Annotated in this window: 9 protein-coding genes; 3 read left to right on the top strand and 6 right to left on the bottom strand. The window is 73.9% G+C overall.

Going from position 1 to position 12,269, the window contains the following annotated elements; translation table 11 throughout:
• Nucleotides 1–167 precede the first annotated feature (167 nt).
• The 5 genes from recD2 to ACZ7LK_RS01160 form a co-directional block, all read right to left on the bottom strand.
• Nucleotides 168–2,393 carry an SF1B family DNA helicase RecD2 gene (gene recD2, locus ACZ7LK_RS01180; RefSeq protein ID WP_392274650.1) on the bottom strand — a complete coding sequence of 742 codons (2,226 nt, stop codon included), beginning with the start codon at nucleotides 2,391–2,393 and terminating at the stop codon, nucleotides 168–170.
• A gap of 122 nt (nucleotides 2,394–2,515) precedes the next feature.
• Entirely contained in the window at nucleotides 2,516–4,447 is a 1,932-nt protein-coding gene (locus ACZ7LK_RS01175) for a rhamnogalacturonan lyase (RefSeq protein WP_471137814.1), read from the bottom strand.
• Nucleotides 4,448–4,803: 356 nt separating this feature from the next.
• Nucleotides 4,804–5,616, bottom strand: a complete 813-nt coding sequence (locus ACZ7LK_RS01170) for a sugar phosphate isomerase/epimerase family protein (protein WP_392274648.1) — start codon at nucleotides 5,614–5,616, stop codon at nucleotides 4,804–4,806.
• The gene (locus tag ACZ7LK_RS01165; protein ID WP_471137812.1) at nucleotides 5,613–6,755 is read right to left on the bottom strand and encodes a dihydrodipicolinate synthase family protein; all 1,143 of its coding nucleotides are present in this window, start codon (nucleotides 6,753–6,755) and stop codon (nucleotides 5,613–5,615) included. Before ACZ7LK_RS01165 ends, ACZ7LK_RS01170 begins: the two co-directional genes overlap by 4 nt.
• Entirely contained in the window at nucleotides 6,752–7,903 is a 1,152-nt protein-coding gene (locus ACZ7LK_RS01160; protein WP_471137810.1) for a Gfo/Idh/MocA family protein, read from the bottom strand. The genes ACZ7LK_RS01165 and ACZ7LK_RS01160 overlap by 4 nt, the downstream gene beginning before the upstream one ends.
• A gap of 172 nt (nucleotides 7,904–8,075) precedes the next feature.
• Here ACZ7LK_RS01160 and ACZ7LK_RS01155 point away from each other — a divergent pair, with 172 nt between their 5' ends.
• Both ACZ7LK_RS01155 and ACZ7LK_RS01150 read left to right on the top strand, forming a co-directional pair.
• On the top strand, nucleotides 8,076–9,143 hold the full coding sequence (locus tag ACZ7LK_RS01155; protein WP_392274645.1) for a LacI family DNA-binding transcriptional regulator: 1,068 nt from the start codon (nucleotides 8,076–8,078) through the stop codon (nucleotides 9,141–9,143).
• Between the two features lie 140 nt (nucleotides 9,144–9,283).
• On the top strand, nucleotides 9,284–10,069 hold the full coding sequence (locus ACZ7LK_RS01150) for a sugar phosphate isomerase/epimerase family protein (RefSeq protein WP_392274644.1): 786 nt from the start codon (nucleotides 9,284–9,286) through the stop codon (nucleotides 10,067–10,069).
• Here ACZ7LK_RS01150 and ACZ7LK_RS01145 read toward each other — a convergent pair.
• Nucleotides 10,066–11,073, bottom strand: coding sequence for an EamA family transporter (locus tag ACZ7LK_RS01145; protein WP_392274643.1), 1,008 nt, complete (start codon nucleotides 11,071–11,073; stop codon nucleotides 10,066–10,068). The genes ACZ7LK_RS01150 and ACZ7LK_RS01145 overlap by 4 nt on opposite strands.
• A gap of 88 nt (nucleotides 11,074–11,161) precedes the next feature.
• Here ACZ7LK_RS01145 and ACZ7LK_RS01140 point away from each other — a divergent pair, with 88 nt between their 5' ends.
• Nucleotides 11,162–12,070: a LysR family transcriptional regulator gene (locus ACZ7LK_RS01140; protein ID WP_392274642.1), complete on the top strand. Its 909-nt coding sequence runs from the start codon at nucleotides 11,162–11,164 to the stop codon at nucleotides 12,068–12,070.
• Nucleotides 12,071–12,269 lie beyond the last annotated feature (199 nt).

Raw genomic sequence — 12,269 nt, 5'->3', positions numbered from 1 at the left:
ACCGACGTAGTGCCTCTTCTTCGAGGTGCCCTGACTGTCTCTACCATCCCCCACTTGGCCCAGCAGAGTGCACTCGGGGTCGACCATTCGGCCAATTGGCGGCACTCAGTGCCGTCAACCTGCTCATCCTGCCCCCTTCGCCCCGCTTGCGAAAGTCCGGATGATCCTCAGGTGATGTTTCCCACCCCTACCTCACCTTTCAGCCGATAATGCAGTGAGGTAAAGCGCCGCCCGGCGGACACCGTCCGGACGGCCTGACCGATCGCCTTGCGTGATCCCACGAGGACGACGAGTTTCCGGGCCCGTGTCACGGCCGTATAGAGCAGGTTCCGCTGGAGCATCATCCACGCCCCGGTGGTGACCGGGATCACCACCGCCGGGTACTCGCTGCCCTGCGAGCGGTGGATCGTGACGGCGTAGGCGTGGGCCAGCTCGTCCAGCTCGTCGAAGTCGTACGGCACCTCCTCGTCCTCGTCGGTCAGCACCGTCAGCCGCTGCTCGTCCACGTCGAGCGAGGTGACCACGCCGACCGTGCCGTTGAAGACGCCGTTCGCCCCCTTCTCGTAGTTGTTGCGCACCTGTGTGACCTTGTCGCCGACGCGGAAGACCCTGCCGCCGAACCTCTTCTCCGGCACGTCGGGCCGCGCCGGGGTGATCGCCTGCTGAAGGAGCCCGTTCAGGGTGCCCGCGCCGGCCGGGCCCCGGTGCATCGGCGCCAGGACCTGCACGTCCCGGCGCGGGTCGAGACCGAACCTCGCCGGGAGGCGGCGGGCGGCCACGTCCACGGTGAGCCGGCCGGCCTCCTCGGTCTCCTCGGCGACGAACAGGAAGAAGTCCGGCAGCCCCGTGGTGACCGGCTGCTGACCGGAGTTGATGCGGTGGGCGTTGGTGACCACCCCGGACTGCTGGGCCTGCCGGAAGATCCGCGTGAGCCGCACCGCCGGGACGGGGCCGCCCGGCGCCAGCAGGTCCCCGAGCACCTCCCCCGCGCCCACGCTGGGCAACTGGTCGACGTCCCCCACCAGCAGCAGGTGCGCCCCCGGCGCCACCGCCTTGACCAGCTTGTTCGCCAGCAGCAGGTCCAGCATGGACGCCTCGTCGACGACGACCAGGTCGGCGTCGAGCGGCCGGTCCCGGTCGTACGCCGCGTCCCCGCCCGGCTTCAGCTCCAGCAGCCGGTGCACGGTGGACGCCTCCGCGCCGGTCAGCTCCGCCAGCCGCTTCGCCGCGCGACCGGTGGGTGCCGCGAGGACGACCTTGGCCTTCTTGGCGCGGGCCAGCTCCACCACCGACCGGACCGTGAAGGACTTGCCGCAGCCGGGACCCCCGGTCAGCACGGCCACCTTCTCGGTCAGGGCCAGGCGCACGGCCTGCTCCTGCTCCGGCGCCAGGTCCGCCCCCGTACGGTCGGCGAGCCACGCCAGCGCCTTGTCCCAGGCCACGTCCCGGAAGGCCGGCATCCGGTCCTCGCCGGTGCGCAGCAGCCGCTGGAGCTGCGCGGCCAGGGAGACCTCGGCCCGGTGGAACGGGATCAGGTAGACCGCCGTCAGCGGCTGCCCGTCCGGGCCCGGCACCCGCTCCCGCACGACGCCCTCCTCGTCGGCCACCAGGGCGGCCAGGCACTCGATCACCAGGCCCGTGTCGACCTGGAGCAGCTTCACGGCGTCGGAGATGAGCTGCTCCTCGGGCAGGAAGCAGTGCCCCTGGTCGGTGGACTGCGACAGGGCGTACTGCAACCCGGCCTTCACCCGCTCCGGGCTGTCGTGCGGTATCCCCACGGCCCGGGCGATCCGGTCGGCGGTGAGGAACCCGATGCCCCACACGTCGGCCGCCAGCCGGTAGGGCTGGTTCCGCACGACGGAGATCGAGGCGTCCCCGTACTTCTTGTAGATCCGCACCGCGAGGGAGGTGGAGACACCCACCCCCTGCAGGAAGACCATCACCTCCTTGATCGCCTTCTGCTCCTCCCACGCGGCGCCGATCATCTTCGTCCGCTTGGGACCCAGCCCGGGCACCTCGACGAGCCGCTTCGGCTCCCGCTCGATGACGTCGAGCGTCTCGACCCCGAAGTGCTCCACGATCCGGTCGGCGATGCGCGGTCCGATGCCCTTGATCAGCCCGGACCCCAGGTAGCGCCGGATGCCCTGGACGGTGGCGGGCAGCACGGTCGTGTAGTTCTCCACCGTGAACTGCTTGCCGTACTGCGGGTGCGACCCCCAGCGCCCCTCCATGCGCAGCGACTCCCCCGGCTGCGCGCCGAGCAGCGACCCGACCACCGTGAGCAGTTCCCCGCCCCCGCGCCCGGTGTCGACCCGGGCCACCGTGTAGCCGTTCTCCTCATTGGCGTACGTGATCCGCTCCAGGACCCCTTCGACCACTGCCAGACTGGACATGCCCCGACGCTACCCGCCGGGTCCGACAGCCCGTACGGCCTATGGACAACTCCCGCCCACGGCCCGCGCCCGGACGCGGGTGAGCCCCCGCCTCATGCGGCGGGGGCTCACCCGTCCCCGGTCTACTTCGTCCCGAGGTAGTAGCTGACCTGCGGCGGCTGGTTGTAACCGGTGTTCTGCCAGGCCACGCCCGTGCGGTACACCCGGTCGTGCATCAGCGTCGGGAGCCGGTACTCCGTCGGGTGCGGAGTGCTGTAGAGCCGCAGCGCCGTGGAGTCGGCGTTCCGCCAGATCATCTCCTCGCGCCAGTCGCCGAGCAGATCCGCGGAGAGCGCCGGGCTGCCCTTCGTCCAGTTGTTGGACTTGGCGTCCTGGTCGTACCAGATGCGGGAGAGTTCGCTGTCGCCGTCGTACTTGAGGACCTGGCCGGAGCCCGCCCTCGCCGAGCCCGACCAGCGGTGATCGAGCAGCTCACGGTTGGCGTCACCGTCCCACCAGATCGCGGAGTTGTACGAGGGGCCGCCGCCGAACGCCGGAACGCTGTCGCTGATCTTCCTGCCGGCCGCCGTATAGAGCCCGCCGCCACTGGACCAGCACTCGGCGCCCGCGTACTGCCTCGTCAGGTCCGCGCAGATGCCGCGGCCGACGTCCGTGCCGGTCTTCCGGCCCCACAGGACCCGGCCGGTCTTCGCATCGTGCATCTCGAAGCCGTACGCGGAGTCCTTGTGCTCGTGCACGTTGAAGGACTCCAGGCCGGGGCGCGCCGGGTCCAGGTCGCCGACGTGCAGGGCGTCGCCGTGGCCCAGTCGCGTGGTCCACAGGCCGGAGCCGTTGTCGTCGACGGCCATCGCGCCGTACAGGATCTCGTCCCTGCCGTCACCGTCGACGTCGGCCACCGCGAGGTTGTGATTGCCCTGCTGGTCGTAACCCTTGCCGCGGTTGGCCGAGCTGTTGCTGTCGAACTTCCAGCGCCGGGTCAGCTCCGACCCGTTCCAGTCGTACGCGGCGAGCGCGGTACGTGCGTAGATACCGCGCGTGAAGACCATGCTGGGCCTGGTTCCGTCGAGGTAGGCGGTGGCGGAGAGCAGCCTGCCCTCGCGGTTGCCCCAGGTGTCGCCCCAGTCGGCGACGGAGCCGCGAGCGGGCTCGAACGGCACGGAGTCCATCACCTTGCCGCTCGCACCGTTGAAGACGGACAGATACTCGGCTCCACGGAGGACCGCGCAATTGTCCCCGAGGTGCGAAGCGTTCCTGTCGCCGATGACGGTGCCCGCCGCGTCCTTCGACCCGTCGGACGTGCGGACGGCCATCTCGGCCTTGCCGTCGCGGTCGTAGTCGAAGACCTGGAAAGAGTCGTAGTGGGAGCCGCTGCGGACGTTGGTGCCGAGATCGATCCGCCAGAGCCGCTTGCCGCTCAGCTTGTAGGCGTCGTAGATCGTGGGCCCGGTGCAGGCACCGGAGTTGGCCACGTCGGTGGCGTTCGAGGGCACCCATTTGACGACCAACTCGTACCGGCCGTCGCCGTCCAGGTCGCCCGCCGAGGTGTCGTTGGCGGAGTAGGTGTAGGCGACGCCGTCGCGGGTGGTGCCGCCGGCGGGCTTCTGCAGGGGGATGTCGAGGCGTCCCGACCCCCACACGCCGGCCTTCTCGCCGGGCCCTTCCCTGCCGTCGACGACGGCACGGATCTCGTACACCGACGAGGTGTTGCCCCCGGCGTCCAGGTAGTTGGTCTTCCGGGTCTCCTCGATGAGTCTGCCGCCCCGGTAGAGCTTGAAGGAGACGCCGTCCGGGTCGTCGCCGAGCATCCGCCAGGTGACGAGCGTTCCCCCGTTCGCGGGCACCGCGACCAGGCCGCGGTCGAGGCGCTCCGCGATCCGGGCGGCGGCCAGGGCCTTCGTCGCTCTGTCGGCGGGCGCGGGCAGGGCGTCGGCGGCGTCCGCGAACCGGTTCAGGGCCAGGGAACCGCCGGTGCCGACGAGGACGGCGGCGAGAGCCGCCGCGAGGAGCCGGCCTCTGCGGCTGCGGCGGTGGGTTGCGGGAGGGGCAAGGGACATGGGGACCTCACGTGCAGGGGCATTGACACCCACCAGTCGCCGCCGCCACCCAAAAGGTTTCCCTTTCAACGGTCAGATTCCGGACCAGGTGGCACGCGGGTGGTCGCGCCACTCGCCCGGGGACGGTCCCCGGGCACCCGGCCTCGCCCGTCACGCCGGGACCAGGGCGTCGTCTGCCCCTGCACGTCCGGCGGCGACCGGTGCGCCATGTCGCACGGAAGGGGCCCGGTCCTTGGACCGGGCCCCGAGCGCTCCCCCGTCAGGGCTTCCTGAATCCCCCCGGATCCCCCCGAAGCCCTGACGCCACGTATGACACGCGTCGCCGCCCAAGGGTTGTACGGATACGGCGGCGATTCTCAGAGCACGTGCTCGACGTACCGCCGAGCCGTCTCCTCCAGGACCTCGGTGCCGTCCCGGGCCCACAGGTCGTCGTTGAAGAGCTCCACCTCGACGGGGCCCGTGTAGCCGGACGCGTCGACCAGTTCGCGCCAGGCACGCAGGTCGATGGCGCCGTCGCCGAGCCGGCCGCGCCCGGTGAGGACGCCGGCGGGGAGGGGGGTGGTCCAGTCGGCGAGCTGGAAGGCGTGGAGGCGGCCCTGGGCGCCGGCTCGGGCGACGGCGGCGGGGGCGCGGTCGTCCCACCAGACGTGGTACGTGTCGACCACGACGCCGACCTGGGAGGCGGGGAAGGGCTCCGCGAGGGCGAGGGCCTGGTCGAGGGTGGAGACCGCGCACCGGTCCGCCGCGTACATGGGGTGCAGGGGTTCGATGGCCAGGCGGACGCCCCGGGAGGCGGCGTAGGGGGCGAGTTCGGCCAGGGCGTCGGCGATGCGGGACCGGGCCGAGGCCAGGTCCTTGCTCCCGGGCGGGAGGCCGCCGGAGACCAGGACCAGGGTGTCGGTGCCGAGGACCGCCGCCTCGTCGACGGCCGCGCGGTTGTCGTCCAGGTTCGGCGCGGTGGTGAAGAACCCGCCCCGGCACAGGGTGGTGACGGCGAGCCCCGCGTCGCGGACGAGCGTGGCGGTGGCCTCCAGGCCGTACGCGGCGACCGGTTCGCGCCACAGGCCGACGCCGGGGATGCCGAGGCGCACGCAGGCCGCCGTGAGCTCGGGCAGCGGGAGCTGCCGCACGGTCATCTGGTTGACGCTGAGGCGGGCCAGGCCGCTCATCGCCCGGCTCCGTAAACCGCCAGGTAGGACCGCATACGGGACTCGGCCAGCGCCGGGTCCGGGAACAGCCCGAGCCGGTCGGCCAGTTCGTAGGCCCGCGCCAGGTGCGGGGCGGAGCGGGCCGACTGGAGGCCGCCGACCATGGTGAAGTGGTCCTGGTGGCCCGCCAGCCAGGCCAGGAACACCACACCCGTCTTGTAGAAGCGGGTCGGCGCCCCGAACAGGTGGCGGGAGAGGGCGACGGTCGGGTCCAGGAGCGCCCGGAAGCCCTCCGTGTCGCCGGTGTCCAGAGCCCGTACCGCCCGGGCCGCCAGCGGGCCGAGCGGGTCGAGGACACCGAGCAGGGCGTGGCTGAAACCCTGGCCGTCGCCCTCGATCAGCTCGGGGTAGTGGAAGTCGTCGCCGGTGTAGCAGCGCACGCCCTCGGGCAGGCGGCGGCGCAGGTCGACCTCGCGGCGGGCGTCCAGCAGGGACACCTTGACCCCGTCGACCTTGTCCGGGTGCTCGGCGACGACCTTCAGGAGGGTGTCGGTGGCGGCGTCCGGGTCGGCCGAGCCCCAGTAGCCCTCCAGGGCCGGGTCGAACACCGGGCCGAGCCAGTGCAGGATGACGGGTCCGCGCGCCTGGCGCAGCAGGTGGGTGTAGACGCTCAGGTAGTCCTCGGACGACCGCGCGGCCGCCGCGAGGGCGCGGGAGGCCATGAGGACGGGCTGGGCGCCGGCGTCCTCGACGAGGGCCAGTTGCTCCTCGTACGCGCCGCGGACGGTGGCGAGGTCCGCCGGGGCGGTGAGCTGGTCCGTGCCCGCGCCCGCCGCGATCCGGCCGCCGGCCGCCCTCGCCTCGGCGGCGGAGCGGCGGATCAGTTCGGCGGCGCACGCCCAGTCCAGACCCATGCCGCGCTGGGCGGTGTCCATGGCTTCGGCGACGCCCAGGCCGTGGGACCACAGGTGGCGGCGGAAGGCGAGGGTGGCGTCCCAGTCGACGGCCGCCGGGGAGCCGGGGGAGACGTCCGCGTACGGATCGGCCACCACATGGGCGGCGGCGAGGACCGTACGGGAGGTGAGGGGGGCGCCACCGGGGCGGAGGTCCGCGGGCGTGGCGCGCGGCTCGTACGTGCCGTGCGGGAGCCGGATCGTCACAGCACCAGCTCCGGCACGTCGTGACGGCGGCCCTCCGCCGAGGACTTCAGGCCCAGCTCGGCGAGCTGCACGCCGCGCGCGCCGGCCAGCAGGTCCCAGTGGTACGGCTCGTCGAGCACGACGTGGCGGAGGAACAGCTCCCACTGGGCCTTGAAGCCGTTGTCGAACACGGTGTTGTCCGGGACCTCCTGCCACTGGTCGCGGAACGCCTCCGTGGCGGGGACGTCCGGGTCCCAGACGGGCCGGGGGGTGGTGGAGCGGTGCTGGACGCGGCAGCCGCGCAGTCCGGCGACGGCCGAGCCGTGGGTGCCGTCGACCTGGAACTCGACCAGTTCGTCGCGGTGGACGCGTACCGCCCAGGAGGAGTTGATCTGGGCGACGGCGCCGCTCTCCAGCTCGAAGATGCCGTAGGCGGCGTCGGCGGCGGTGGCGGCGTACGGTTTGCCGTCCTCGTCCCAGCGCCACGGGACGTGCGTGGTGACGTGGGCGGTGACGCCGGTGACCCGGCCGAACAGCTCGCGCAGCACGTACTCCCAGTGCGGGAACATGTCGACGACGATGCCGCCGCCGTCCTCCGCGCGGTAGTTCCAGGACGGCCGCTGGGCCTCCTGCCAGTCGCCCTCGAAGACCCAGTAGCCGAACTCCCCGCGTACGGAGAGGATCTCGCCGAAGAAGCCGCCGTCGACGAGGCGCTTCAGCTTCCGCAGGCCCGGCAGGAAGATCTTGTCCTGGACGACGCCGTGCTTGACGCCGGCGGCGCGGGCGAGGCGGGCGAGTGCGAGGGCGCCGGCGGTGTCGGTGGCCGTCGGCTTCTCGGCGTAGACGTGCTTGCCGGCGGCGATGGCCCGGGTGAGGGCGTCGACGCGGGCGGAGGTCACCTGGGCGTCGAAGTAGACGTCGGTGGTGTCGTCGGCGAGGACCGCGTCGAGGTCGGTGGACCACTCGGTCAGTCCGTGGCGGCCGGCGATCTCGCGCAGGGCGTGCTCGCGGCGGCCGACGAGGACGGGCTCCGGCCACAGCACCCGCCCGTCGCCGAGGTCCAGGCCGCCCTGGTCGCGGATCGCGAGAACGGACCGCACCAGGTGCTGCCGGTAACCCATCCGCCCCGTGACGCCGTTCATGGCGATGCGCACGGTTCTGCGTGTCACGAAGGTCCTCCCAGTGTCCTCGGCGCGCGGGACCGGTCGGCCCGCGGGCGGGGTGCCCGGGGAAGACATGCCCGTACACCAGGACAGCAAGCGCTTTCTACGCCCAATGACGCTAGCCTGCCGACGGCAGCCCGTACAAGGGGGCCGGTCCGACTCTCCTCGGAGGAACGCGATGACAGTCACCCTGGCCGATGTGGCGGCACGCGCCCGGGTGTCCCCGGCCACCGTCTCCCGGGTCCTGAACGGCAACTACCCGGTGGCCGCCCCCACCCGGGAGCGGGTGCTGCGCGCGGTCGACGAGCTGGACTACGTGCTGAACGGCCCCGCCAGCGCGCTGGCCGCCGCCACCTCCGACCTGGTCGGCATCCTCGTCAACGACATCGCCGACCCCTTCTTCGGGATCATGGCCGGGGCGGCGCAGCAGGCGATCGGCGAGGGCGCGCGGGGCCGGGCGGGCGGCGAAAAGCTGGCCGTCGTCTGCAACACGGGCGGCTCCCCCGAGCGGGAGCTCACCTATCTGACCCTCCTTCAGCGCCAGCGCGCCGCCGCCGTCGTGCTGACCGGGGGCGCGGTGGAGGACCCCGGGCACGGCGCGGCCATGGCGGCGAAGCTGGCCAGGCTCGCGGACGCCGGTACGCGGGTGGTGCTGTGCGGCCGGCCGCCGGTGCCGGCGGCGGGCGGGGCGGTCGTGGCGGCGCTGGCGTTCGACAACCGGGGCGGGGCGCGGCGGCTGACGGAGCATCTGCTGGAGCTCGGCCACCGGCGGATCGGGTACGTCGCCGGCCCGGCCGAGCGCACCACCACCCGCCACCGCCTGGAGGGCCACCGCGCGGCGACGGCCGCGGCGGGGCCGGGCGGCGGGGACCCGGACCGGCTCACCGTGCACGGGCCGTACGACCGGCGCTCCGGGTACGACGCCGCGCTGGAGCTGCTGGACCGCGAGCCGGGCCTGACGGCGATCGTCGCCGCCAACGACACGGTCGCGCTCGGCGTCTGTGCCGCGCTGCGCGACCGGGGCCTGCGGGTCCCGGACGACGTCTCCGTCGCGGGCTTCGACGACCTGCCGTTCTCGGTGGACGCGGTGCCCGCGCTCACCACCGTACGGCTGCCGCTGCACGAGGCGGGCGCGCGGGCCGGGCGGCTGGCGACGGGCACGGAGGCCCCGCCGCCGGGCGGTGTGGCGACGGTCGACGGCGAGCTGGTCATCCGCTCCTCCACCGGCCGCCCCCGCCGCGGCTGACCTCGCGCCGGCCGCGCGGGCCGCGCGGCCGGCGCCGACACGGGGCGGGCGCCGCGCCGGGGGCCGGTCATGACGGGGGGTCCTGCGGGTACGTTCCACGGAGTCGGACCGGACCGCGCCCCACGAAGGAGCTCCAGACCGTGAAGTACGCCTTCTCCACCCTCGGTGTCCCCGGGATGCCGGTGCCCGATGTCGTCCGTCTCGCCGCGGAGAGCGGCTACCAGGGCGTGGAGCTGCGCGCCCACCCCGAGGAACCGGTGCATCCGGGGCTCGTGGGGCACGAGCGGCGCGCCGTGGTGGAGGAGTTCGCCCGGCATGGGGTGGAGGTCCTGACGGTCGCCGGGTACGCGCGGGTGGCGGAGGCCGGTGACGACGAGCCGGTGTACGAGGAGCTGCACCGGCTCCTGTACCTGGCGGCCGACCTGGGCGCGTCGTACGTCCGGGTGTTCCCCGGCGGCGGTGAGCAGGACCCGGCGGAGGCGGACGCGACGGCGGCCCGGCGGCTGGGCGCGGCGGCGGAGGTCGCGGCGGACCTGGGCGTGCGGATCCTGGTGGAGACCCACGACTCGCACCGGACGGGCGCCGATCTGGCCCGGATCGTCGGGGCGGTCGGGCACAAGAACGTGGGCGCCCTGTGGGACGTGATGCACCCCTGGTCGGCCGGCGAGGCCCCGGCGGCGACGCACGCGGTGCTGGCCCCGTACCTCGGGTACGTCCAGGTGAAGGACATCGCCTCGGTGGAGGATCCCGCGCCGCTCCCGCTGGGCGCCGGGGTGCTGCCGCTCGCCGAGTGCCTGGCGCTGGTGGACGACGGGGCCGGTGAGCCCTGGGTGTGCTGGGAGTACGAGAAGCGGTGGTACCCCGGGGCGGCCGGCCTCCCGCCGCTGCTGGCCGCGGGGCGGGAGCACCTGGCCCGCATCGTCTAGCGGGGCCGTGGGGCGGGCCGGCCGGCGGACGTCCCGGAGGCGGGCCGGCCGGTGACGGGCGCGGCCGCCGCGGGCACGGGCACCGGCACGGGCGCGGCCTGGGGCTCAGCCGCGGGCAGGGGCGCCGGCCCGGGCGCGGACGCGGCGGCCCGCCGCCCCGGCCATGACGTCAGCGCCACGCCGCCCACCAGCAGGGCCGCCGCGCACCAGCGGAGGGGGCTCACGGTCTCGCCGAGGAACAGGGCGGCCGAGGACATGCCGAAGACGGGCACCAGCAGCGAGAAGGGGGCGACCGAGGAGGCGGGGTGACGGCGCAGCAGCCAGCCCCAGGCGCCGAAGCCGAACACGGTGGTGATCCAGGCGACGTAGACGATGACGCCCGCGCCGGTCCAGTCGAGCGCGCGCAGCGCGGCCCAGTCCCGCGAGGGGCCCTCCAGCAGCAGGGAGAGGGCGAGGAGCGGGAGGACCGGCACGGTGCTGACCCACACCATGAAGTTCAGCGCGTCGGGAGGGGCCGCCTTGCGGGTCATCACGTTCGACACGCCCCAGAAGGCGGCGGCCGCGACGCACAGCGCGAAGCCGAGCAGGGGCCCGGCGGTGCCCTCGTCGACGGCGGCGACCACGATCCCGCCGAGCGCCACGCCCATGCCGGCCAGCCGGACGCGGCCGGGCCGTTCGCCGAGCGCGGCGAAGGCGAACAGCGCGGTGAAGACCGCCTGGACCTGGAGGACCAGCGAGGACAGGCCCGCCGGGGCGCCCCGGTCCATGCCGGTGAAGAGCAGGCCGAACTTCGCGACGCCGAGCGTCAGTCCGACCCCAACGATCCACTTCCACGCCACCTTCGGCCGGCCCACGAGGAAGACGGCGGGCAGCGCGGCGACCAGGAAGCGGAGGGCGGAGAAGAGCAGGGGCGGGAAGTGGTCGAGGCCGATCTCGATGACGACGAAGTTGACCCCCCAGACGGCGGCGACGAGGGCGGCGAGGGCGAGGTGTGCTGGGCGCATGCGTCGAGCATCGCGAGTGATGACCATGTAGCACCAGCGCGGATCTCTTCATGGTTGGATGAAGCATCGCTAACGGGAGGGGGGCGTCGTGCTCGATCTCGGACGGCTGCGGGCGCTCCACGCCGTCTCGGTGTACGGGACGGTCGGCGCCGCCGCGGCCGCGCTCGGGTACACCCCGTCCGCCGTGTCGCAGCAGATCGCCAAGCTGGAGCGGGAGACCCGCACCACGCTGCTGGAGCGGCAGGGCCGGGGCGTGCGGCTCACGGACGAGGCGCGCCATCTGGCGGCGACGGCGCGGCAGTTGCTGGCGCTGGTCGAGGAGGCGGAGGTGCGTCTGGAGGAGCGCCGCGGCCTGCCGGCCGGGCGGCTGTCGATCGGGTGCTTCGCCAGCGCGGCCCGGGGGCTGATGCCCCGGGCGCTCGGGGAGCTGGCCCGGCGGCACCCGGCGCTGGACGCCCGGCTGACGGAGGTGGACCCGCACCTGTCGGTCGACCTGGTGGCGCGGGGCGTGATCGACCTGGCCGTGGCGCACGACTGGGACATCGCGCCGATGCCCGCGCCGCCGGGCGTGGAGCAGGCCCTGATCGGCGAGGACCTGTGCGACGTCCTCGTACCGCTGGGGCACCCGCTGGCCGGGCGGGAGGCGGTGCGGCGCGAGGAGCTGACGGGCGAGCGGTGGATCTCGCAGCCGCCGGGCACGGTGTGCCACGACTGGCTGATGCGGACGCTGCGGGCGGCGGGCGGCGAGCCGCACATCGCCCATCTGGCCGAGGAGAACCACACCCAGGTGGCCCTGGTGGCGGCCGGCCTCGGGGTGGCGCTGGTCCCCCGTCTGGGCCGCGGCAGGCTGCCGGACGAGGTCGCCACCGTACGCCTCGATCCGGTGCCCAGGCGGAGGCTGGCGGCGTTGTGGCGCGCGGGGGCGGCGCGGCGGCCGGCGATCACCGAGACGGTACGCACGCTCCAGGACCTGTGGCCGTCCGTCGCGGCCGCGTAACGCCCGTCCCATCGGCACCACTTCGCCGGGAATCGGGCGTTCCGGGAACCTGCCGTCGTCGCCCTCCGTCCAACGGGACGTGCCGCCACCGAGTCACCGCGGGGCGGTGTGCCGGCCTCGCTTCTGGCGGCGACCGCCGGCTCCCCCTCTCCAGCCGCCCCGCGGCCGGCGGCACGCACCGCCACCGGCGCGCCCCTTC

The organism is Streptomyces sp. NPDC039423, from assembly GCF_055598725.1.
This window is presented reverse-complemented; position numbering and strand designations above follow the sequence as displayed.